We start from the raw sequence: 22,003 nt of genomic DNA on the forward strand, positions 1-22,003 counted from the left end.
TAGTCTGCTCAGGAGTCGGCTCCTATCGGTGTTTGGGAAACGGCCAGCGCCACCGCTTGCGTCTCACCCCTCGACCCGCCCCAGGAAGTCGAGCTGGTGGGTCAGGTAGAGCAGTTCGCCGGCCGCGACCTGCTCGCGGCGCCGGGCCAGCCAGTCGTCGAGCCACTCGGCGTCGCCGTCGGCCACCTCGCCGACGGCCCCCTCGACGGTGTCGAGGATGTGCCGGAGGAAGTACGCCTCGTCGCCGGGATAGGCGCCGTCGACCGGTCTGACGACCCAGTCCGAGCCGGCGACGTCGAGCAGCGTCGTCCCGTCGAGCCGGTGGAGCCGGTCGAGCACGTCCCCGCCCGCGCGGCTGTCCCCGCCCGGCTTGGCGTCCATGTGCTCGTGGTAGCGCCGTTCCACGTCCCGGTCGGCCGGGTGGCCCGGTCGGAACCGCGTCGCCCCGTCGAAGGTGATGGGGAAGTAGTACAGCCCGCCGGGGGCCACCGCCCCCAAGAGCGTCCCCAGCGCGTCCCGGTCGACGACGTCGAGCAGGGCCGCCCCGACGAGGAGGTCGTACTCGGGGGCGGCCGCGTCGGCGTAGTCGATAGCTTCGGCGACGACCGGTTCGACCGTGACCCGCCGAGTCCCGTCGTCCAGCGTGAGCCGCTCCTCGCCGGCTATCGACACGTCGTGGTCGGCGGCCCACGCGGACAGGTACTCGCGCAGCGCGCTCACGTTGTCGGCCTGTACGTCCAGTGCGACGTACCGGGTATCGCCCGCCGGGAGCACGTCCCACGCGAGAAAGCGGGTCAGCATCGTCCCGATGCCGGCCCCGATTTCGAGGACACGCAGCGCCCCGTCGCGCTCGGCGGCGCGGGCCGCCAGCGCCTCGCGGAGCGCCCCGACGAGCCGGCGGTCGAGCGCGCGGTCGTCGACCGTCCGTTTCGCGCGCAGATACCGCTGGAACGAGCCCGTCACGCGACCACCGCCTCCGGGGCGACGTCGGCGAGCAAGCCGCGAACGCGGTCGGTCGTCTCCGCCCAGTCGGGGTGGCGTTCGTAGCGCGCTCTGGCCGCCCGCCCCATCGCGGCCAGCCGGTCGCGGTCGCGGGCCAGCGCCCCCACCGCCTCGGCGACGGCGACGGGGTCGTCGGGGTCGACGAGCACGCCCGTCTCGCCGTCGGTGACGACGTCGTTCGCGCCGCCGGCTCGCGAGGCGATCGCGGGCAGGCCGAAGCTCATCCCCTCCAGGTAAACGATGCCAAAGCCCTCGTAGCGCGAGGGGACCGCGAGAACGTGACTCGTTGCGAGCGTCGCGGCCAGGTCGTCGTCGGCCAGCCGGCCGGCGAACCGGACGCGGTCGCCGAGGCCGTGCTCACAGACGCGCTCGCGGACGGAGTCGACGTAGCCGTCGTCGACAGCCCGGCCGACGACAGTCAGTTCGGCGGCCGCGTCGGCGGCCGCGAGCCCGTCGACGAGCGTGTCCAGCCCCTTCCGGCGCTCGATGTTGCCGACGAAGACGAGCCGGAGCGGCCCCTCGTGGGCCCGGGACTCGATGCGGTCGGGGTCGACCTCGGGGTCGAACCGGTCGCCGGCCGGCGGCGCGAGGACGGTCGAGTCGCGCTCGACGCCGAGGTCGGTGACGACGCGTCGGGTCGCCGTGCTGTTGCAGACGACGGCGTCGACGGTGGCCAGATAGCGCCGCTCGACGGCGCGGTACACCGGGCGCAGCCGCCGCGGTTCGCTCGCCCGCAGGTGGTGGACGACGCTGACGACGGGGTAGGGGAGGTGGCGGTTCGTCCGGACGAGCGACGGGTGGGCCAGCTCGTCCTGAAGCATCACGTCCACGTCGACGTCGAGGCGCCGCCGGAGCCGGCGGGAGCCGTTGTCGAGCAGCCCGCGGGCGTAGTCGCGCCAGGGGAGCTCGACGACCTCGACCGTCTCGCCGGCCCGGCGCAGCTCCTCGACGAGGCGCCGGTCGTAGCGAAAGCCCCCGGAGCGCTCGTCGAGGCTTCCGTACAGCGTCAGCCCGACCGTCATACAGCTGCGTCGTAGCTCGCTGCGGCCTCGTCGTCCTCCCAGACGGTCACGGCGAGCTCTGTGACGGTGTCGTCGGTGACGGCCTCGGTCACGCGCTCGAAGATGACGCGGGCGAACCGCTCGACGCTGGGGTTGTACGTCTCGAACTCCGGGAGGTCGTTGAGCAGGGAATCCCGGTAGCGCGACGACAGCGAGGACAGCGCCGCCTCGGCGTCGTCGATGTCGACCAGATAGTCGTACTCGTTTAGCTCCGGCCCGCGAAAGCGCAGTTCTACCTCGTAGTGATGGGAGTGGGGCTCACCCTCGGGACCCGGGTCCGGGACGGTGAGGTAGTGCTGTGCCACGAAGTCGGTCAGCACTGTCGTCGAATACACGGCCGAAACCAGGGCCGGGCGCTACCTAAATCCGAAGGGTCCCCGCTACTCGTAGGTGAGCGCGACCTGGACGGCGTCGTCCGGCCGTTCGTCGAGCAGGCGGTACGCCTCCGGAGCGCGCTCGATGCCGAACTCGTGGGTGCAAAGCGCCGAGAGGTCGGTGTCGGACAGCCAGGACCGGACCACGTCGAGGCGCCGGTCCTTGTCCCAGCGGTCGGCGTGGTCCGGGTCGATGCGGCTGACCTGACTGCTCCGGACGCGGATGTGGCTCCGGTGGTAGGCGGCCCCGAGGTCGAGCTGGACGTCCTTGGTGCCGTACCACGAGCCGACGATGACCCGGCCCGCGTAGCCGGTAGCGTCGATAGCGTCGTCGAGGGCGGTCGGGTTCCCCGAGAGCTCGAACGCGATGTCGGGGTCCTCGATAGCCGCGTCGAGCCCGTCGGGCGCGACGGAGCGGTCCGCACCGAGTGCCTCCGAGAGTTCGCGTCGGGCGCCACAGGGGTCTACCGTGACGAGTGTCGCGAGGGGGAACTCCGACAGCAGCGCGGTCGTCAACAGGCCGACCGGCCCCTGGCCGAACACCGCCACTCGCGCGCCGATTCGCGGACGGGCGTCCATGACGAAGTTGACCGCCGCCTCGACGTTCGGGATGAACAGCGCCCGTTCGGGGGCGAGGGTCGTCGGGACGAGCGTCTCGGGGTCGGCGAGGAAGTGGCTCTCGTGTGGGTTGAACGCGAACACGCGGCGGTCGAGCCAGTCGTCGTCGACGTCGCTGCCGACGGCGGTGACGCGGCCGACGGCCGCGTAGCCGTATTTGAGTGGGTAGGAGAAGGTGCCATCGAGCGCCTCGATGGTCTCGTCGGTGGGTAGCTCCCCGGGGACCTCCTCGCGGTACACCAGCAGTTCGGTCCCGGGACTGATACCGGACCGCTCGGTCCGGACGCGGACCTGCGCCGGACCGGGGTCGCCTATCGGTTCCTCGCGGACCGCCACCGACTTCCCACCGGTGAAGTACAGCGCCCGGCCGGTCATCGGTCAGTGTGCGGTCGTACCGCTGTCGCCGTAGCGCCCGCCACTCTACACCCGGCGCGATCGCCGTTTCGTCCTCGCTGGGAATGCACGTCCGAGATGGAGGGCTTGTTCGGTAAAAAGGTACGCTCCGTCCGCCCGGCCGCCGGTCGGTTCGACCGTCGGCGCTCCGGAACGCCGCTCCGCCGGCCACACCGAGCGGGGCTCACAGATACCCCAGCGCGTCGAGGCGGTCGCGGTCGGAGTCGGCGCCGTACACCCGCGAAATCGGCAGTGGCTCCGGGGGGTCGAGCGACGGCGTCCGGCCGGCGCGGTCGACGCCCGTCGCCTCCGCCCACGGGACCGTAAGCAGCGCCGGGACGGGCGTGTACATCGGGTGGCCGTAGAGCCCCCACTCCCCGAAGAGGTTGCCGTGGTCGGCCGTGACCACGGCGCGGCCGTCGACGTTGTCGAGCAGGGCCGCCACCTCGTCGAGGACGTACCGGAGATTCGCCTCGTAGGCGGCCCACACCCGCTCTGTCCGCACCTCGCCCCGGCGAAGCAAGACCCATGGGTTCGCGGTGTTGCTGTGGCTGCCGGTGCGGGCGATGCCGTCGTCTCCCGCTATCGGGTCGGGGACGAAGGGGTGGTGGGGTTGCATGTAGTGGACGACCAGCCGGTCGGGGTCGCGCTCGCGCGCCGCGGCGATAGCGCGGTCCGTGACCGCCGCCGCCGGCACCGTCCCGCGGTCGTCGTCCCAGGCGTACTTCCAGACCTCGTCGAGCGCGGCGAAGGCGTCGGCGTCGAGATACCGGTCGGTCCACGTGTTCCCGGTGACCATCACCGTCCGACCGGTTTCGGGGTGGTCCAGAAACGTGTTTTCGAGCCACTCGGAGGACGAACTGCCGACCGAGCGGACCGCCTCGACGCCGTCGAGGAACGCCACGTCGGGAGCGACCGCCCGCAGGACGTCGGCCCGACAGGCGTCCAGCACCACGAGCACGTCCCACTCGCGCTCGAAGACGCTGGTGCCGTAGTCGAGCCGGCGGCCGACGGCCTGCAGGGCGCGCAGATAGGCCGTTCCGAGCCGGCTCATTCCCGGTTCCGTCACGGCCCGAGTTGGGTTCGGACCGACAAAACGCCTCCGGCGGGGAAGCTATGTAGCTCGCGCCCCCCGTCTCGGTGTGCACTGTCTGTTCGTCGGAGCCGGCGCGATAGCGGACGAGTACGCGGCCGGCCTCGCGGGGAGTCCGCTCTCGCTTGCCGGCGTCTGTGACCTCGACGGCGACCGGGCGGCCCGGCTCGCCCGGCGCCACGGCTGTCCGGCCTTTACCGACCTCGACGCCGCGCTCGACGCCGTCGACGCGCCCCTCGTCGTGAACCTGACGAGCCACGCCGCCCACGCACCGGTGACCCGGACCGCGCTCGAAGCGGGCCGTCACGTCTACTCCCAGAAGCCGCTGGCGCTCGACGCCGGGACTGCCGGGGACCTGCTGGCGCTCGCCCGTGAGCGGAGTCTCGCGCTCGGCTGTGCGCCCGGCACGCCGCGGGCCCCCGCCCAGCGACGAGCGGGGCGGCTGCTCGCCGACGGTCGACTCGGCCCGGTTCGGCTCGGCTACGCCCACGCCCACGTCGGCCGCGTCACCGACTGGCACGACCGGCCCGACTCGTTCCTCTCTATCGGGCCGCTGTACGACGGCGGCGTCTACCCGCTCGCCCTGCTGGTCGCGTGGTTCGGCCCGGTCGACCGGGTCCGCGTCGCCGACGCGCTCGACCCCTGGCCCGACCGGGAGACGCGACGGCCGTCGGTACCGAGCCACGTCGAGGCGACGCTCGAATTCGCCTCGGGGCCGGTCGTCCGGCTGACCGCGAGCTTCTACGCTCCCCACCGCAGCCGGGAGTTCTACGGGCTGGAACTGCACGGCGACGACGGTTCGCTGTATCTGTCCGGCACCGGCGCGATGGACGACAGTCCCGACGCGCTCCGCTTCGGTCGGGTCGGCCGGGAGTACACCGACGTGCCCGCCCAGACGCCGACGCGGCCCTACGCCTACGTCGACGCCGTCTCCCGCCTCGCCGCGAGCGTCGACGACGGGCGCCCCTCGCGGGCGACCGGGAAGCGCGGCGCCCACGTCGTCGCGGTCTGTAACGCCGTCGAGACAGCCGCCGACTCCGGCGGTCCGGTCGCCGTCGCTGACTTCGGGGCGCAGGCCGACCCGGTTCCCGCCCCTGCCGCGACGCCGCCGTCGCGGGTGCCGACGCCGGCGGCGAACTCGCTGCGCCTGCCGCCCGTCGGCTTCGGCTGCTCGCGCTACCGCGACGGGGAGTACGTCGACCGGGTCGACTCCGTCGCGACGGCGCTCGATGCGGGCTACCGCCTGCTCGACAGCGCCGAGCTGTACGGCAACGAACACCGCATCGGGGAGCTGCTTTCCGCCCCGGGGACCGCCGACCGCGACCACCTGTTCGTCCTCGGGAAACCCTGGCGCACGAACCACCGCCGCGACCGGATGCTACGGGCGTGTCGGGGGAGCCTCGCCGAGCTCGGTATCGAGGCCTTCGACTGCTACGCGCTCCACTGGCCGGAGGCGTGGGCACACCGGGGCCCGCTGGACCGGCTGTCGGAGAAGCCCGTCGAGCGACAGGAGGCGCTGACGTTCCCCGAGGGCGAGGACGGCGACATCGAGACGGCCGAGATACCACTGGCGCGAGCGTGGGCGAACCTGGAGGCGGTCCGCGAGCGCGGGCTGGCGCGCACGCTCGGCGTCTGTAACGTCTCGCTGGCGCAACTGGAGACGGTTCTGGAAACGGGAACCGTCCGGCCGGCGCTCGTCCAGATAGAGCGCCACCCGTACCAGCCACGGCGCGACCTCGTGGCGTTCTGTCACGAGCGGGGCATCCGCGTCGTCGCCCACTCTCCCCTGTCGGCCCCGGGACTGCTCGACGAGCCCGTGCTTGCCGATATCGCCGACACGCTCGGGCTCTCGCCGGCCGGAGTCGTCCTCGCGTGGAACGCGACCCGTGGCGTGGTCCCCATCCCGTCGAGCACGACGCCCGGACACGTCGTCGCGAACCTGGCGGCGGTCGGCGAGCGACTGTCCGAGGCGGCCTGTGCCCGCATCGACGCGCTCCGGGACCCGAGCTTCGAGCGGTGAGGCGAGCGACCGCACCATTATAATCGAGAGCAACGATTGTGGGGTATGGAAACGGCCGAAACGCGGGACCTGTCGCTCGACGTAACGTCTCTGACCGGAGTCCACTGGCTCGGCGTGGTCGCCGCGCTCGTGACGGCTGCCGTCCATCTCCTGCTCGGCATCAGGATGTTGCCGTCGGGCATCGGCATCAGCTTCGTCCTCGCTGGGCTGGGCTTTCTCGGCGGTATCGCCCTCGTTCTGGTCGACTACCGCCGGCGGGCAGTCTACGCCGTCGGCATCCCCTTTACCTTCGTCCAGATACCGCTGTGGTACTACGCCAACTTCGTCGCCCTCGGGAAGTCGTTCCCGGCCGAAGTCGGCACGCTCGGGGCCGTCGACAAGGTCGCACAGGTCGTCTTGCTCGCCGTCCTCGTCGCGCTGTTGCGCAACTGACCCGACTGATTTGGGTGTGCCCTTAAGCGTTCTCGGCCGCAACGTCGGCCAGAACGCCTGCATGAGCGCGACGAGCACTACGACCGAACGGCGGGGGACACCGGTGGCTGGGGGACGCCAACGGAGGCAACGCGATTCGGGGGGTGTGGATGGCTGGCCGACAGGGTGACCGGTCCGCCCTCCTGGGGCTCCGGGTCGGCCTCCCGGTCGTGGGCGCGCTCTGTCTGACCGCGGCGGTCGGCGCCGTCTTCCCCGCCGAAGCGATGACCCGCTGGGCGCTGCACCCGGCGGCCGTCGCCGGCGTCTGCTGGGCGGGACAGCTCTGGTTCGCCGGTCGAACCCTGGACGTGAGCCGAATAGCCGGCTCACCGTACCGGCACGTGTTCGGCCTCGCGAACGCCCTCACGCTGTTCCGGGGGGGCCTCTACGCCGTCGTCGCCGGCTTCGTCGTCGTCCCGGCGACGACCACGCTGGCGTGGGTCCCGGCGCTGTGTTACGGCGCGGGCGTCGTGCTCGACAGGCTCGACGGCGTCGTCGCCCGGAGCGTCGGGGAGGAGACAGCGCTGGGCACGCGCCTGGACATGGCCGCCGACACCTTCGGCTTCGTCGTCGCCCCGCTGGTCGCGGTGCTGTGGGGCCGACTGCCCGTCTGGTATCTCGCCATCTCGGCCGCCCGATACGTCTATCTCGCCGGCGTCCACTGGCGCCGCCTCCGTGGCCGCCGGGTCCACGAGCGACCCGACAGCGACCTCGGGAAGTACCTCGCTGGCGTCCAGATGGTGTTTATCACCGTCGCGCTCGTCCCGAGCGTGCCGACCGGGGTCGTCTTCGCCGTCGCGCCCGCCGTCCTCGCGCCGTCGCTCGCCGTGTTCGTCCGGGACTTCCTCTACGTCAGCGGCCGGCTGTCACGCGAGCGCTAGCACTCGTCCCGACAGGCCTGCTGTCGAGAGCCGACTGCTCTCCGTCCCGCTATCACCGCGAGAAACGCGGACACGACGGGACGTGGCGTGCGAGACTTTATTCCGGAGAACGGTCAATGCAGCCCCAGAGACATGGCCCTCCATAGCTCCGCAGTTCGGACCGGAAGCCACGAACGAAGCCGGTCGAATCCGACAGCGTGTCTAGTTCAGGGACCCTCCTCCCGGGCCACGAGTTACCAGCGGACCGCCCGAGGGCGTTGATGCCCGATTTCCGCCATCGAATAGCCGACGGGATGGCCCGGACCGGCGACCGGCTGAGGCTCGCGCTCGTTCCGATGCTGTTTGCACTCCTGGACGTGAGCAAGATACAGTCGACTCTCGCCTTCGAGGGCACCCACTTCGGTCTCCGGTTGGGATTGCCGCTGTCGGTCGTCACCGTCTGGCAGTTCGTGAGCGTCCCCAGCACCGGCGTCTCGGTGAACACGGGGGTTCCGATCCGGTTTCTCCCGTTCGCTCTCGTGACAGTCCCGGCCTTGCTGGCGGTGCAGACCGCGCTCACTGCCGGCTACTTCGGGAGCGTCCGGAACGTCCTCAACGGCGACCCGTCGCAGTTCGTCGAGAACAGCCGCCGCTACTTCCTGCCGTTTCTCGCCCTGACAGCCCTTCCGTATCTCGCGGCGGTCCCCGCCGTCCTCGGAACGGCGAGCGCGACCGGAACCCTCGGTGGTACGGCCGTGCTGTTCGTCCTGCCGGCGCTCCTCGTTTTCCTCGTCGCGGGATACCTGTTCTACGCGACACCGTATCTGGTCGTGCTCCGAGACACCGGGCTGGTCGCCGCGGCCCGACAGTCCTACGCGCTCGCAGTGCAGGGCGGCCCGTACGCCTCCTACGCCATCGGCTTTGCCCTGTTCGTCTTCGCCGTCTCGCCGTTTGCGACGCTGGTCGTGGTCAACGTCCCGTTCGTCGGCGTTCTCGTCGGCGTCCTCGCCGGCGGCTATCTCGGCCTCGGGGCGAACATCGCGACGATGCGGTTCGTCGCCGACCTCGACCCGGGTTCGTCGGTCGAGGCGTCGTGGCCCTCGGACGCTCCCGAGCGGGCCGACTGACCGCCGGCGGGACAGCGCACAAACGACTCCCGCCGCGGCCAGCGCTGATGTAGCTCGCCCTCCTACGGACCCCATGCTCTTCCCGACGCACCTGCTCGCGGCCGCAGTGCTGGGCCGCGTCTCGCGGCTGTCGCCGCTGTGGCTCGTCGTCGGGACGGCGCTGCCCGACGCGGTCGACAAGCCGCTGGCGACGGTGGGCGTCGTCGACCTGTACCACTCCGTCGGCCACTCGGCGCTCCTGCTCGCGGTGGCCGTCCCGGTCGCGCTGACCGGGCGGACCGGGCTCGCGCTGGCGGTCGGCTGGGGACTGCACCTCCTGCTCGACGCGGTGCACGTCGTCGTGAACGGCCGACCCGGGGACGCCGTCTTTCTGCTCTGGCCGGTCGCCGTGCCGGCCGACCCGCTCGCGCTCCCGCCGGGGTCGTTCTTCCTGTACTACCTCGGTTCGCCGTCGTTCTACCTCGAAGCCGTGTTCTGGCTCGTGGTGGTCGGCGCCGCCCTCGTCGAGTGGTACAGCGGGGGGACACCGCTCGGCGAACGGTCCGGCTAGGCCAGTCGGCCCGCGAAAGCTATGCGGCCACGGCGGTTACGAGGGGATATCCCTCGATGGACCACTTCCTCGCCGACCTGCTCGACGCCCTGGTACGGCTCGACGCGGTCACCATGGAACGCATCGTCGCGTGGCGGAGCCCGCTCGCGACCAAACTGCTGACCTCGGCGACAGGGCTCGGCTCCGCGACGGCGGCGCTCGTCTTCGTCGGGGTCTGCTATCTCGCCGGCTGGGACGAGGAGTACCGCCACGCGCTGGTCGGGCTGGCGCTCTCGGGCGTCGTCGTCGGCACGCTCATGCTGACAATCGCGCGCCCGTTTCCCCCGCAGCCGGTCTGTCTGACCGGTGGGAGCGAGACAGTTGCCACGTCGTTCCCCTCGGGCCACGCCGCCGCCGTCACGGTGTACGCCATGACCGCCCGGCGCTCGGAGACGCTGCCAGCCGGCGTCGTCACGGCACTTGCGGGCGCCGTCGCGTTCTCCCGAATCTATCTCGGCACCCACTACCTGACCGACACCGTCGTCGGCGTCGCCATCGGTATCGCGGCGTTCCTGCTGGCCGAGCAGCTGCTGGCGCGAGTCGACGTGACGGCACTGGAGCGGCGTGCCAGCGAGGCCGTCGGGCGGGAGTGACCACCCGTGGGGCACCGAGCCGGCGCTGGGCGTATTCGCCGCCGCGGCGTCTGGGAAAGGGAACCACAAAAGAGCGCAGTTCTGTGCGCCGTCTACGGCGCGAGGTCGAATTTCTCTGCGGCGGTCTCCATGTCCTTATCGCCCCGGCCACAGAGGTTCACCAGAAGGGTGTCGTGACGGTCTTCCTCGGCGAGTTTGATGGCGAGCGCGATGGCGTGGCTCGGTTCGAGCGCCGGGATGATACCCTCCGTCTCGCTCAGTTCGCGGAACGCGGCGAGCGCCTCCTCGTCGGTGACGCCGTGGTACTCGGCGCGGCCAAGCGACTGGAGCGCGGCGTGTTCCGGACCGACCGCCGGGTAGTCGAGCCCGGCGCTGACGGAGTGGTTCTCCGTCTCCTCGTCTATCATCTTCGTCTTCATCCCCTGGAAGACCTGCGGGTCGTCCTGTTCCGTCGCTGTGAGCGCCGCCGAGTGCTGGCCCGAATCGAGCCCCTTCCCGGCCGGTTCGGCTCCATAAAACGCCACATCGTCCTCTTTGAACGCGTGGAACAGCCCGATGGAGTTCGACCCGCCACCCACGGCGGCGACACACGCGTCCGGCAGGTCACCGTGCATGTCCTGTATCTGCTCGCGGGCCTCACGGCCGATGACCGACTGGAACTCACGGACCATCCGCGGGAACGGGTCCGGGCCGACGGCGCTCCCGACCAGGTAGTGGGTCTCCTCGGTGTTCTCGACGAGGTCCTCCATCGCGGCGTCGACGGCCTCGGCCAGCCCCTCGTTGCCCCGCGCGACCGGCTCGACGTCCGCGCCCATCAGTCGCATCCTGAAGACGTTCATCCGCTGTCGACCGATGTCCTTCCGGCCCATGTACACCGTCGTGTCCATGTCCAGCAGCGCGCCGACCATCGCCGTCGCCGTGCCGTGCTGGCCGGCCCCCGTCTCCGCGATGAGGCGCTCCTTGCCGGCCCGTTTCGCCAGCAACGCCTGCCCGAGCGTGTTGTTGAGCTTGTGCGCGCCGCCGTGGAGCAGGTCCTCGTGCTTGAAGTAGATGTCCGCACCGTAGCGTTCGCTGAGCGTCTCGGCGTAAAACACCGGTGTCGGCCGGCCGGCAAAGTGTTCCAGCAAGTACTCGAACTCCTCGCGGAACTCCGGGTCGTCTTTGAGGTCGTCGAACGCCTCGGCCAACTGAGCGAGCGGTTCTTCGAGCGGTTCCGGGACGTGTCGGCCACCGAACTCTTCGAATTCGCCGGGTGAAGGCATGTCAGCTACTGATTGGGCTGTGGGCTAAAAGCTACTGCCGAGTGAGTCCGGTATTACACGCTCCGCCTGCCGTTCTAACCGCTCGCCGGGGTCGAGTTCCAGTATACCTGTTCGGGGAAACCCCGAAGCGGCGCCGCCGAACGTTACTCCGGTTGCCACGAGGTGATAGTGGCTTCCGACGACCAGTAGTTCTGGTACTGCGGACAGAACTTCTGGTTGGTGAACCCGTCGTATTTGCCCCACCCCTGCGCGCGGAAGCCGACCGGTGGCTTGAGACCCATCAGCAGGAAGCAGTCCCGAATCTGGTAGGCAAGATGCGAGACCACGTAGTGATGGAACGACTCGATTTCCGCCGGGTCGAACGCCATCAGTTCAATCGTGGCATCGGGGTCGCGTTCCAGTGGGTCCTCACCGCGCACCGTCCGGTCGCTTCCTAACCCGTCGTTGTGGATGTAGTGTAGCCCAGAGACGGCTTCGATATCAAAGTCGAGCGCGTCGAACGTGTCGGTGGCGAGTGTCTCCTTGTCCGGAATCGCCGGCGAATCCGAGTCCCCCTCGAACCGACCGAGGAACTGGTCCAGCACCGGCGGGTCGAATTCGGTCGGGTCTTGACGGAGATAGATATCCTTGGAGTAGACCAGCGGGTCATCAGGATCGACATCGTCGAACGGTAGCTCGACTGTCTGTCCGTCGCCGTGACTCTCGATTTGAGCCTGTAGGTCCCCGAACAACTCGGTGAACTCTGATTCGGACAAGGAGACGACGGCCGCGAGGGTCGCTGCAATTCGGTCCGGGTTGCTCGTCGGCGGCACTGTATCATGCCCCCGCTCGCGATAGGCGTACCACTTCGCGTAACGGCGAGCCTGACTTCCGTATTCGGTTTCCTCTATGGTACGACCTTCCGGCTTGTCAGCGTATCCGTCCTGATCGTGGTACTTGATTTCGCCGTCGAACTCTATCTCAAAGACGTGTTCAATATCGTTATTGTCGATTACACTCAAACCGACACGCTCGTCATTCTCGCCTGTAATGTGTCCATCCATTTTCAGTCTCTCCTGCTTTTACCGACACCCTGCGAGTCAGAGGTTTCAGTCTGCCATTCGCCTTGTTCAACCTGCCGTCGAATCTGCTCGGCACGGTCATCGAGCGAGCCACTGGTCCGGTCCCACAGCTCGCGGAGCGTGACTTCGGCAACTTCGACGCCGATAATCGCTGGTCCGAGTTTGAGGCCCAAGATACCCTTGATGACGTTCCAAGAGAGTTCTTCCCAGTAGCTCGGGTCGATATTCCCTTTTAAGGCTTCCCGCTGGTCATCTGTCAGCGCGATTTGGTCGAGGTCTTCGCTGATTGCCGAGGAAAGCGAACGAATCTCTGCTCCGAGGTCCTTCGGTTTGTCTGCCAGCGTTCCGAGCGATGTCTCGGTCTCCATTCCCGGATGCGAATCAGTGTCGGTAGACCGAGATTGATCCATCTCGCCACGGGCGATGGCCGCGTCGACTTCTGCCTCAGTGAGTTCGCTTTCTTTGTTACCTCTCTCGATGATGTCCTGCGCGACATTGTGGAGGAAACTGATTCGGTTGGCGTTCTGTGACTCCCGGAATTCGCCCACCTCGCCGGATTCGTTCTCGGCCTCGAACAGCGCAAGCGCATGGAACACCTTGTCTTCTGCCAACCGCTGCACGTGCACGTCCGAACCGCGCATCCCCGGCACACCGATTACACCACCCCGCATCACCCGCTCGGCCGTTTGTTCGGCCTGCCGTTCTAACCGCTCGTCGGGGTCGATTTCCAGTGTCCCGGATTGGGGTAGCATCGAGACGGCACCCCCCGTTTGCTGTCTCACGTGCGCTAACTCGTGGGCCAGCACGTGCTGTCCCTCCGGAGTTTCGGGGTCGTACTCACCGGTGTTGAACGCGACGTGATTCCCGACGGTAAAGGCCCGTGCGTTGATATCATTGCACGCTTTGGCCGCTTGCGGTCCGGTGTGGATGCGCACGTCGCCCAGACTGTCGCCCATTCGCTCCTCGATGGCCTCCTGAATCGAATCGTCCAGCTGCCGGCCCGGTGACCCGATTACGTCCCGAACGCTGTCGGGCACACCGGCGTCGCCGGCTTTCGGCGAGTCCAGATGGGCGTCCCGCGAGCGCTGGACAGAGCGGGCGTTCTGCCGCTCGACGTTCCATGGCACTTGGGGCGGGCGCTCGCGCTGGCGCTCGCGGAACTGCTCCATGTCCCGGGGTTTGCCCATCGTCTCGACGGTCATCCCCTCGTCGGCCCAGCGGCGGACCTTCCCGGCGCCGTGGCTGTCGACCAGCCGCTGGACCTGGACTTCCTGACCGTCCCGGTACGGCTCGAACCCACAGAGGTCCGCCGCCTCTTGGCGGGAGAGCGTCGGCCCCCGGCGCGTCGACGACCCGCCGTCGTCGTCCCGCCAGTCCGGATACCTGTCGTAGTCGAACGAGGACGCCGCCTCGTAGCGGGTGTCACCGCGCGAGGACGCCGACTGGTCGCTTCGGGACGCACTCTCCCGCTCGGTCCGGAATCCCATCGTTGGCCGTTTTTCACACCGGCCGCATATAATTATTATTCAATCTCCAGTCGTAGAAAGAGCAGTGGTGGTCAGGAGTCCGAGGCCTGCTCTCCGGGCCGGGGCGTGAGGACGGTGTCCTCGCCCAGCGACGCCTCGCCCATGGCGAAGGTCCGGGAGGTGAGGCCGGTGTTGATACCGAGAAAGGAGTTCTCTCCGAGCGCGAACTCCCCCTCGATAGAGACGACGGTGCCCTCGACGTGGGCCGGCCGCTCGGTATCGACGATATCCTGAACCATCCGGGTCTGTTCGTCGGTTTCGAGCGCGTCACAGAAGACGGCAAAGGAGCGGCCAGCCGAGAGGAAGTCGCCGTACTGGCGGTCCACGACGGCGTCGTCGATACTGTCGAGGTCGGTCCGCTCGATGAAAAAGAGGCGATAGTCGGAGCCATCGTCGGCCGCGACGGGGCCGGTCTCGCCGGTGCCGTCGGTCGCCGACGGGTTCGCGTGGCGGAGGTAGAGGCGAATCAGTTCGAGCAGGCCCGCTCTCGTCCCGCGCTTGCGGTACAGTTCCGGCGCGCGGGCCAGCAGCTCCCGCCGGGCGCTCTCGGGCCACTCGCGGCCGATGTCCGCGGCCAGCCACCCCTCCAGCCACGACAGCGACTCGCTTGGAGCGCCGTGGGGGTCGAAGTACTCGCCGACGGACTCGATGGTCCGCTCGACGTCGACGAAGGAGGTCTCCATCACGGAGAGGAACTGTTCGAGGAAGGCCGCCGACTGCTGGTCCTCCTGATACAGCTCCGGCATGTGCCGGAGGTAGGAGGTCCGCGGACAGTACGCCCGGACGGCGTCGACCAGCGGCGAGGCGTCGGGCGTGCCGAGCAACTCGACGGCGACGTAGAGGTACCGACCGCTGGCGTCGTCGAGGAGGACGTCCTGTGGGTCTATCACCTCGCTGGTGGTCCACTCGTCGGCCGCCTGCGTCGCCAGTTCCGTCGTGGCCCGGTCCTGAAGTGACGCGACACTCGCCGGCGTCCACCCCGGAGCCATGAACGTCAGCGACTCCGGGTCGGCCGAGGCCAGCTCCCACACCGTTTCGACGCCGGCGTTGCGCAGCATCGCCGCGTTCCGGTCGGTCATCCCGTCGAAGCTGTCGGCGTCGAGCGACGACAACACCGGTTCGTCGGTCGCCAGATACCGGAGTCGGACCTGCGTGCTGGCCGACGAGCGGACGATGTCGAGGGTGACGCGGTGCCAGTCGATAGCCGTCGTCCCCGAATCGTACCGGAGGAAAGCGGTGCCGACGTGGCGGTCGTCCTCCGGGTGGGCCGCGTACTCGTGGACCTCCTCGAACCCGCGGCAGTGGCGTGACTCGCCGGCGACGACGTAGAGCGTCTGTGCGTCGGGGTCGCCGGCCTTGGCGACCATCTCCGTGGCCGCCCCCTCCAGAGCCACTCGTCTGTCGAACGCGCCGGTCGCAGCGTCGTAGACGAAGATGCCGTGGCCCGACCCGTCGTCGTACCGGCCGGAGACCACGGGCTGGTCGCCCAGGATGGTCAGACACGACGGGGTGAACGCCTCACCGTCGGCCTCGAACCCGGTGGCCCGCGTGGGGCCGTCTGCGTCCGGGCCTGCCTCGGGACGCCGAATCGAAGGGCCACCCTCGTCGTCGTCCAGCACGTAGGGCTCGCCGTCACGGACCGCGATGTCGAGCGGCGCGACGAGGTCGTCGGTCGCCACCGGCGAGGCGGTGCCGGCCCGGTCGACGGCGACGAGGTCGCCGTCGTCGAGGACGTAGATCGTCCCGTCGGCGTACGCCATCGCCGTCGGGTCCGTGAGGTCGGGTCCGAGCGTGCCGACGACGCGGTGGAGGTCCGTCGAGAGCGCCGTGATACTCCCGTCGGCGGCGTCACAGACGAACACGCGGTTGCCGCTGGCACAGATAGCGGTCGGCTCCGCGAGCGTCCGATCGGTGCGCTTGAGCAGGCGCTCGCGAGTCTCCGTCGTCGGGTCGTACTGGTAGACGCCGCCCTCGGTGCTGACGGTGTAGAGCGTGTCGTCCGGTGCGACGACCAGGTCGTGGACGCCGTCTCTGACGTCGAACCGGCGGGTCGTCGTCTGCGTCCTGAGAACGACTCCGCCGCCGGCCACCTCGACGTTGTCCATCACGCCGTCCGCCCAGTCCGTCTCACTCGTGGTCGTCGCGTACGAGAACTCCATCGCTACCGCCCCCCGTCGCCGGCCGCCATCGACAGCTCCGTCGTCACGTCGACGACGGCGAACAGCTCCCGCGGTCCGATGGCGATTGTGTCGTCTCTCGTCGTCCCGCCGTGGGCCGTGATATCCACGTCGGAGACGTAGTCGATACCGTCGAGGTCGGCCACTCGCTCCGCGATGTCGGCGGTCGACAGCGAGCGACCGAACGGCCAGCCCCCGGCTACGAGCGGGTGGACCAGCGAGTCGAGGGTCGCCCGCACGTCGGCCTCGTAACCGTCGTCGGTGTACCGAGGGTGGGCCTGCCCGGAGACGGTCACGTCCAGCCCGACGTAGGTCGGCCCCGTCACCGTCACGCGGTCCCCCAGCGTGGCGCGCTCGGTGACGTACTGCTCGACCGTGCCGAGAAAGCCCTCGCTGGGGGTCGGTCGGGGAACGTCCGGTGGTGCGTACGGGACCACGACGACAGTGACGGTCTCGCCGTCGACGACGACGTTGGTCTGGCCGACGCGGACCCCCGGCGTTCGGGCGGCCAGCGTCTCGTAGTCCGTTATCGTCACGCCTCGGTCGGGGGACCGGAGATCGCGTCGGAGACGCTCTACCGCCCCCGTGATCGTCTCCCGGTCGCGGCCGCCCGTCGCAGCACCGGCGGCCGCCACATCGAGGTCACCGAGCAGCGTCCCCCCATCGAGCGTCGTTCCGGGCGACTCGAACTGCCAGACGGCGTCGGGCGAGACACAGCCGTCCTCGCCGCCGCCGTAGACGTAGTCGGCGGTGACCGTCGCGTCGGCCGGCGGCACCCGCCCCTGTTCGCCGTCGCCGAAGGTGACCCGACCGGTCTCGCGGTCCAGCCGGTAGTGGGGGTCTGTCGGGCCGGACGCGTCGAAGTCGGCCACTTCGACGAAGGGCGCACCGTCGACCCGTATCTCAGCCGAGAACACCGGCGTGTGTTCCAGTTCGTAGGTCTGGCCGTTCAGCGCGGTCGGCTCGCCCAGTCCCGACACTTGCGAGAGCGTCTCGTCGCCGACGTGCACGCGGTGGCTCGCAGCGACCGTGTTCGGTTCGATGGCGTCCAGCTGGGGGGGTATCTCGTAGCCGGCCCGCTCGACGCGACAGCGAATCCAGACGTGCGCCGAGTCGGTCACGTCGAACGGAGCCCCGTCGTCCATCCGGGGCGCGTCGTCGGGCGCGAACAGTTCGATAGCGCCCCCCTCGTAGAGCGTCGTAGTTCGGTCCTCGGCGACAGTCAGGGGCCGCCATCCGTCGGCCCCGGGCGGCCGGTACGCCCACTGGAGGGAGACGGTCGGCTCGAAGTCGGGATCGCCCGGGTCGGCTGGCGTCGGCGCCGGGAGGTTCTCGTCGTGGTAGTTCGCGACCAGCGTGAGCGAGCGGCCCGCGGCGAACGGGTCCCCGTCGAAGCCGAGATACAGCTCGTCACCGCGTTCGACGGGGTTGCCGAAGGGGCGGTAGAACATGCCGTCGGTGTTGTTCTCCTGACTGTTGTCCGTCACGCCGTTCCGGTCGGCGGTGACGAGCCTCGCCAGCGAGGCGTCTGTCAACACCAGGTCGTGGTCCGTCTCGAAGCGGTAGCGTTCGTCGGTGCCGTCGGTGACCAGCAGGCGGCTCCCGGCCGGGAGCCGTTCGCCGGCGGCAGACGACGGCGGCGAGAGCACGACGGGGGCCGTCGCTGGCTCCTGTAACCGCCGGTGGTACCCCATCAACTGGAGGTACTTCTCGCGGTGGGCGTCGGTTATCTGGTCGAGCTGGTAGGTGTGTGTCTCGGTCACCCACGCGAGGACTTCGAGAATCGTGATACCCGGGTCGTGTGGATTGAAGTCCGTCCACTCCTCGGAGTAGGCCGGAATCAGCTTCTTGGCCTGTTCGAGATACGCCTCGTAATCCCTGTCGTCGAGGTTCGGTACGTCGATACCCATCCGTCAGTCCCCCATGGTCACTCGCAGGCGATGTGTACCGCTACAGACCAGCGTGTTCTGGGGGAGCGCCTCCTCGGCCTGCCGGCCTGTCAACGCCCGGCGTTCCCCGCTGGTTTCGACGTACGTAGTCACGTCGAGCGAAGCCGCGACTTCGGCGATACCGTCGATTCTCTCGACCAGCGTCTCGGGGTCGGGGAGCGTCCCGAACTCCCAGCCACCGCCGTCGCGCCCCGTCAGCGGGTGCAGATAGTCGTCGAGTTCCCGGCGGATACGCTGTTTCAGCAGCGAGACGCTCTTTACCGTCGGTGCGCGGACGGTCGCCTCGACCGATATCTCCGCGTATCCCGGCCCTCGGACGACGATATCCATCTCGTCGGACTCGACGACCGTCGCCGGCGCGTGGTCGGTGAGGGTGTCCCGGACCTGGTGTTTCAGCGCCATCGACGGGACGGGTTTATCCCGTTCGGTCTCCGGGACGATGATGACGGTCACCCTCGTCTCCCCGCCCGCCGCTGTCGTCTCGCACTTCACGGTCGAGAGCTCGCGGAACTCGGAGAGGGCGACCTGCTCGTAGTCGGCGGGCGTCACCGCTCGGCGGCGGTGTTTCAGCCGGTTAGCGGACCGCGAGACCAGTGCCTCGATAGACTCCGTGTCGGCGCCGCCGTCGGCCGACTCCGGGTTCGAGACGTCGTCGACGAGCGAGATGGGGCTTTTCAGGTCGGTAATCGTCCGGGCGTCGACGTTGCCGTCGCTGCCGCCCCCCGTGGTGTACGTCGCACGCACGTTGTCCTGTCCGCTGGGGGGTATCGCCCCGGCGTCACCGTCACCGAAGTCGACGGTGCCGAGCGTCTTGTTGACGACGTAGTGTCGGTCCGTCGGCCCCGAATCGAGGAAGTCGTCGACGCGCTGCCAGCGCACCCAGAACGCCGCGAGGTCGCCGCGTTCGTCGGACACCCGGTCGACCGCGTCGGGCCGGTCCGCCAGCAGGTCGCGTCGCTCGCCGGCCGACAGCGTCTCGGACTCGTCGACCCAGACGTCGATGCTCATCATGGGAGCGTGGGCACATCGAAACGACTGGTCGTGCGAGCCGTCCGAGGAGCCGAGCACCTCGTCCTCGACGGTCCGCTTGTTGTAGGCCCAGCGCGTGTTGAGATGGAGCCCTTCGAGCACCGGCGGGGCCGTGGTTCGGCTCGTTCGGTCGGCGGCGGTCTCGGCCGTCGCCGAGTCACGCGAGCCCTCGGCATCGTCCGGACGGTCGAACTCGTCCTGTGTCGTCCGCACCCGGATCCAGTGACGGCGCCGCCCGAACAGCTCGAACGCCGTCGTCTCCGACGGGACGGTCAGCGAGACGATGCCGCGCTCCGTGAACCCCCCGGTTCGGTCGCGGACGTCCAGTTCCGACCACGAGAACTCCGAGGGTGCCGTACAGTACTCCCACTCCATCCCCGGGTCGAACGACTGGGGGTAGGTCGTGTCCTCGACGGGAGCGAACAGGGTCAACGGACCGTCGCGGAGCGCGTCGTCGAACCCGAGATACAGTGTCTGGCTCGTGTCGGGGAGGTCACGGAACGGGACGTACGCCTCGGCGTGGTCGGTGAGGTCCTCGCTGTACGCGGCGTTGTTGTGCCGGAAGACGGCGTCGAACGGCTGGCCGCTGTGTTCGTAGTGGACCGTCACGTCGCCAAAGACCGGCGGGTCGAGGTCACCGTCGGTGCCGTCGAACCCCTCGACCTCCGGGACGTTCAGTCCCGGCTGACCGTAGTTGCCACTGACCAGCCGTGCCCGAACCCAGACGTTCTCGTGACCCGAGACGGTCGTCGCCTCGATGTCGTCGGGGACACTGAACGTGACGGTGCCGGCCTCGTGGAACGTGTCCGTGCCGTCCTCGATGTCGCCCAGTTGCACCCACCCCTCGCCGTTCCAGTACTCCCAGGAGAGCCGCGGCGCGCCGCCGAGGACGCCGACGTCCGTCCCCCGTCGTCCGGACGCCTCACCGTCGGTTGTCGTACCCCCCTCGCCGTCCGCGACGGTAACCGGACCGCCCGGCGGGGCGAACTCCAGCGTGGCGGTGCCGCCGGGTTTGGTGAACGCTTCCTCGCAGGCCACGTAGAACGCGGTCGGCGGCTGGGGCAGCTCGCCAAGCGGCTTGAGCGGCCCCTTCTCGGCCGACAGCGGCACGTCGTTCGACAGCATGAAGTCGGGATCGAGCCCCGAGGCGTCGTCCGTCTGGCCCGCGTGCAGCGACAGGTCACGCATCGACACCGAGAGGAGGTCCGCGTCGTCGTCGACGAGCCGACAGCGAAGCCAGCGGCTCTCGACGCCGTTTATCGTGTGTTCGACGACCTCGCCGGGGAGCTCGAAGGTGGCCTCGTAGGCCGACCCGTCGCTCGCCGTGTGCGCGCTCGCCGCCTGCGACCCCGCCCCGTCGTCACCGGCCTCGACCCGGTCTCGGAGTCGCTGTTTGTACGCTTCGATGCTGCTCTCGGCGGCGCGGTCCCGACCGGGCCGGGGCGGGCGGAGCCGGTGCCACCCCTCCTCGCCGGTGGCGTCCTCCCCGTAGTACTCCCAGACGACGGCCTCGGCGAAGGCGTCGTTGTCCACGTCGAGTTCGGCGGTGACGGCGAACGACGAGCCGGGGTTGAGAGTCAGCGTCTGCCCGCTGGCGACGTAGAGGTGGTGTTGCTGGTCGTCCGTCCCCTCGAACAGTTCGACTGCGTCGCCGTCGACGACCGCCGAGTGGTCGACGATACTGTCGGCCGCCGGGTCGACGGCGACGGCGTCGGTCAGCGTCGCCCCGGTCGCCTCGAACCCGCGGTCGCGCGGGAGCTCGAACAGCTGTGTGTCGTCACCCGACTCCGAGACGGCCTGTGTCCCGCCGGGGATGACCACGTTCCGGTCGAGGTCGTCGGGCACGTGGACGGTCAGCGGGACCCGAGCGGCCTTCGGCGGCCGTCGCTCGAAGCCCAGCACGTCCAGAAACGCGATCCGGTGTTTCTCCGGGACGCTGTTGAGCCGGTTGCGAACGTCGGCCTCGAACGTCGAGAAGATTCGGAGGAGCGTCCGGCCGGTGTCGGCCGTGGTCGGGTCCCACTCGTCCGTGTAGACGTCGGCCCGCTCCAGGAGAGCCTCGAACAGCGCCTCCTGGTCGCTGTCGTCGACGGTCGGGGGCGTCACCCATCACCCTCCGTTATGTAGAACGGGTACACCATATTCGCCAGGGCGTTCGTCGAGCGGACCCGGTAGTCGATATCGATGAGTATCTTGTTCGGCTCGTCCTCGTCGGTGTAGGCGTCGACGCCCTCGATATCGATACGGGGCTCCCAGCGGACCAGTGCTTCGCGAACCGAGGTCTCGATGACGTTCAGCGTCGCCGGCGTCGCCGCGGAGTAGACGTGGTCGTGGATATCACAGCCAAAGTCCGGGCGCATCACCCGCTCGCCTTTCGCCGTCCCGAGGATGATGCGGATGGATTCGGTGATGTCGTCGTCGGCCGCCGAGAGCTGGATGTCCCCTCGATGGTCGGGCTTGACGGGGTATGACCACCCCTTTCCCAGAAAGTCCTCCGACATGGCTCAGCCGATGAGGACGGTGGTGTCACCGCTGAGGATGGTGTTCGGTGGTCCACTCTCGATTATCTTATCGCCCATCCGTGCGGCGGGCATCCCGTTTATCAGCACGCTGGTCGACCCCTTGCCGACCACGCCGCCGACGTGGGGGGCCAGCCCGGAGGTGAGCGGACAGACGTGCATGTCCATCCCGGCACGCCAGGCGGGCTTGCCGCCGATGAGGACGTTCGGGCTGCCTGTGCCGCCGCTCAACGGCTTCCCGTGAGCGGTCGAGTCGCCGAGTCTGGCTGCTGGTTTCAT

The 22,003-nt window shown here is 69.1% G+C and carries 19 protein-coding genes; 6 read left to right on the plus strand and 13 right to left on the minus strand.

Annotated features, from left to right (window positions below; genetic code table 11):
* Positions 1-63: 63 nt before the first annotated feature.
* From NDI56_RS13905 to NDI56_RS13925, 5 genes are all read right to left on the minus strand, one after another.
* On the minus strand, positions 64-963 hold the full coding sequence (locus NDI56_RS13905) for a hypothetical protein (protein WP_310920160.1): 900 nt from the start codon (positions 961-963) through the stop codon (positions 64-66).
* A complete protein-coding gene (locus NDI56_RS13910) occupies positions 960-2,024 on the minus strand; it encodes a glycosyltransferase family 4 protein (RefSeq protein ID WP_310920162.1) in 1,065 nt (354 codons plus the stop codon). Before NDI56_RS13910 ends, NDI56_RS13905 begins: the two co-directional genes overlap by 4 nt.
* Positions 2,021-2,398 carry a 6-pyruvoyl trahydropterin synthase family protein gene (locus NDI56_RS13915; protein ID WP_310920164.1) on the minus strand — a complete coding sequence of 126 codons (378 nt, stop codon included), beginning with the start codon at positions 2,396-2,398 and terminating at the stop codon, positions 2,021-2,023. The genes NDI56_RS13910 and NDI56_RS13915 overlap by 4 nt, the downstream gene beginning before the upstream one ends.
* Before the next feature lie 45 nt (positions 2,399-2,443).
* The gene (locus tag NDI56_RS13920) at positions 2,444-3,430 is read right to left on the minus strand and encodes a zinc-dependent alcohol dehydrogenase (protein WP_310920165.1); all 987 of its coding nucleotides are present in this window, start codon (positions 3,428-3,430) and stop codon (positions 2,444-2,446) included.
* 202 nt (positions 3,431-3,632) lie between these two features.
* The gene (locus NDI56_RS13925) at positions 3,633-4,502 is read right to left on the minus strand and encodes an alkaline phosphatase family protein (protein WP_417936026.1); all 870 of its coding nucleotides are present in this window, start codon (positions 4,500-4,502) and stop codon (positions 3,633-3,635) included.
* An 88-nt stretch (positions 4,503-4,590) separates the two neighbouring features.
* Between NDI56_RS13925 and NDI56_RS13930 the strand changes: the two genes are divergently transcribed.
* The 6 genes from NDI56_RS13930 (at position 4,591) to NDI56_RS13955 (ending at position 10,201) form a co-directional block, all read left to right on the plus strand.
* Positions 4,591-6,561 carry an aldo/keto reductase gene (locus tag NDI56_RS13930; RefSeq protein ID WP_310920167.1) on the plus strand — a complete coding sequence of 657 codons (1,971 nt, stop codon included), beginning with the start codon at positions 4,591-4,593 and terminating at the stop codon, positions 6,559-6,561.
* A 45-nt stretch (positions 6,562-6,606) separates the two neighbouring features.
* Entirely contained in the window at positions 6,607-6,993 is a 387-nt protein-coding gene (locus NDI56_RS13935; protein ID WP_310920169.1) for a DUF7475 family protein, read from the plus strand.
* A gap of 149 nt (positions 6,994-7,142) precedes the next feature.
* Entirely contained in the window at positions 7,143-7,913 is a 771-nt protein-coding gene (locus NDI56_RS13940) for a CDP-alcohol phosphatidyltransferase family protein (RefSeq protein WP_310920170.1), read from the plus strand.
* 260 nt (positions 7,914-8,173) lie between these two features.
* The gene (locus tag NDI56_RS13945; RefSeq protein ID WP_310920171.1) at positions 8,174-9,019 is read left to right on the plus strand and encodes a hypothetical protein; all 846 of its coding nucleotides are present in this window, start codon (positions 8,174-8,176) and stop codon (positions 9,017-9,019) included.
* A 73-nt stretch (positions 9,020-9,092) separates the two neighbouring features.
* Positions 9,093-9,569: a metal-dependent hydrolase gene (locus NDI56_RS13950; protein ID WP_310920172.1), complete on the plus strand. Its 477-nt coding sequence runs from the start codon at positions 9,093-9,095 to the stop codon at positions 9,567-9,569.
* Positions 9,570-9,625: 56 nt separating this feature from the next.
* A complete protein-coding gene (locus NDI56_RS13955) occupies positions 9,626-10,201 on the plus strand; it encodes a phosphatase PAP2 family protein (protein ID WP_310920175.1) in 576 nt (191 codons plus the stop codon).
* A 92-nt stretch (positions 10,202-10,293) separates the two neighbouring features.
* Here NDI56_RS13955 and trpB read toward each other — a convergent pair whose 3' ends face one another.
* The 8 genes from trpB to NDI56_RS13995 form a co-directional block, all read right to left on the minus strand.
* A complete protein-coding gene (gene trpB / locus NDI56_RS13960; RefSeq protein WP_310920176.1) occupies positions 10,294-11,463 on the minus strand; it encodes a tryptophan synthase subunit beta in 1,170 nt (389 codons plus the stop codon).
* A 143-nt stretch (positions 11,464-11,606) separates the two neighbouring features.
* Positions 11,607-12,506 (minus strand): DUF7958 family protein, encoded by a 900-nt coding sequence (locus NDI56_RS13965; protein WP_470303413.1) that lies wholly within the window; start codon positions 12,504-12,506, stop codon positions 11,607-11,609.
* Positions 12,507-12,508: 2 nt separating this feature from the next.
* A complete protein-coding gene (locus NDI56_RS13970; RefSeq protein ID WP_310920179.1) occupies positions 12,509-14,011 on the minus strand; it encodes an eCIS core domain-containing protein in 1,503 nt (500 codons plus the stop codon).
* Positions 14,012-14,082: 71 nt separating this feature from the next.
* Positions 14,083-16,209 carry a phage tail protein gene (locus NDI56_RS13975; protein ID WP_310920182.1) on the minus strand — a complete coding sequence of 709 codons (2,127 nt, stop codon included), beginning with the start codon at positions 16,207-16,209 and terminating at the stop codon, positions 14,083-14,085.
* Positions 16,210-16,211: 2 nt separating this feature from the next.
* Entirely contained in the window at positions 16,212-18,137 is a 1,926-nt protein-coding gene (locus tag NDI56_RS13980; RefSeq protein WP_310920184.1) for a putative baseplate assembly protein, read from the minus strand.
* A 3-nt stretch (positions 18,138-18,140) separates the two neighbouring features.
* The gene (locus NDI56_RS13985; RefSeq protein WP_310920185.1) at positions 18,141-21,311 is read right to left on the minus strand and encodes a putative baseplate assembly protein; all 3,171 of its coding nucleotides are present in this window, start codon (positions 21,309-21,311) and stop codon (positions 18,141-18,143) included.
* Positions 21,308-21,706: a GPW/gp25 family protein gene (locus tag NDI56_RS13990; protein WP_310920186.1), complete on the minus strand. Its 399-nt coding sequence runs from the start codon at positions 21,704-21,706 to the stop codon at positions 21,308-21,310. Before NDI56_RS13990 ends, NDI56_RS13985 begins: the two co-directional genes overlap by 4 nt.
* 3 nt (positions 21,707-21,709) lie before the next feature.
* Entirely contained in the window at positions 21,710-22,003 is a 294-nt protein-coding gene (locus NDI56_RS13995; protein ID WP_310920187.1) for a PAAR domain-containing protein, read from the minus strand.

This window comes from Halomicroarcula saliterrae, assembly GCF_031624395.1.
In the GTDB taxonomy this organism is placed as follows: Archaea; Halobacteriota; Halobacteria; order Halobacteriales; family Haloarculaceae; genus Haloarcula; species Haloarcula saliterrae.

What these genes read in the sequence shown, in the direction of transcription:
- NDI56_RS13940 (WP_310920170.1), top strand. Translation starts at nt 7,143, where the DNA reads ATGGCTGGCCGACAGGGTGACCGGTCCGCCCTCCTGGGGCTCCGGGTC.
- NDI56_RS13950 (WP_310920172.1), top strand. Translation starts at nt 9,093, where the DNA reads ATGCTCTTCCCGACGCACCTGCTCGCGGCCGCAGTGCTGGGCCGCGTC.
- NDI56_RS13975 (WP_310920182.1), bottom strand. Translation starts at nt 16,209, where the DNA reads ATGGAGTTCTCGTACGCGACGACCACGAGTGAGACGGACTGGGCGGAC.
- NDI56_RS13995 (WP_310920187.1), bottom strand. Translation starts at nt 22,003, where the DNA reads ATGAAACCAGCAGCCAGACTCGGCGACTCGACCGCTCACGGGAAGCCG.
- NDI56_RS13965 (WP_470303413.1), bottom strand. Translation starts at nt 12,506, where the DNA reads ATGGATGGACACATTACAGGCGAGAATGACGAGCGTGTCGGTTTGAGT.
- NDI56_RS13945 (WP_310920171.1), top strand. Translation starts at nt 8,174, where the DNA reads ATGCCCGATTTCCGCCATCGAATAGCCGACGGGATGGCCCGGACCGGC.
- NDI56_RS13935 (WP_310920169.1), top strand. Translation starts at nt 6,607, where the DNA reads ATGGAAACGGCCGAAACGCGGGACCTGTCGCTCGACGTAACGTCTCTG.
- NDI56_RS13980 (WP_310920184.1), bottom strand. Translation starts at nt 18,137, where the DNA reads ATGGGTATCGACGTACCGAACCTCGACGACAGGGATTACGAGGCGTAT.
- NDI56_RS13925 (WP_417936026.1), bottom strand. Translation starts at nt 4,502, where the DNA reads ATGAGCCGGCTCGGAACGGCCTATCTGCGCGCCCTGCAGGCCGTCGGC.
- NDI56_RS13970 (WP_310920179.1), bottom strand. Translation starts at nt 14,011, where the DNA reads ATGGGATTCCGGACCGAGCGGGAGAGTGCGTCCCGAAGCGACCAGTCG.
- NDI56_RS13910 (WP_310920162.1), bottom strand. Translation starts at nt 2,024, where the DNA reads ATGACGGTCGGGCTGACGCTGTACGGAAGCCTCGACGAGCGCTCCGGG.
- NDI56_RS13990 (WP_310920186.1), bottom strand. Translation starts at nt 21,706, where the DNA reads ATGTCGGAGGACTTTCTGGGAAAGGGGTGGTCATACCCCGTCAAGCCC.
- NDI56_RS13920 (WP_310920165.1), bottom strand. Translation starts at nt 3,430, where the DNA reads ATGACCGGCCGGGCGCTGTACTTCACCGGTGGGAAGTCGGTGGCGGTC.
- NDI56_RS13955 (WP_310920175.1), top strand. Translation starts at nt 9,626, where the DNA reads ATGGACCACTTCCTCGCCGACCTGCTCGACGCCCTGGTACGGCTCGAC.
- trpB (WP_310920176.1), bottom strand. Translation starts at nt 11,463, where the DNA reads ATGCCTTCACCCGGCGAATTCGAAGAGTTCGGTGGCCGACACGTCCCG.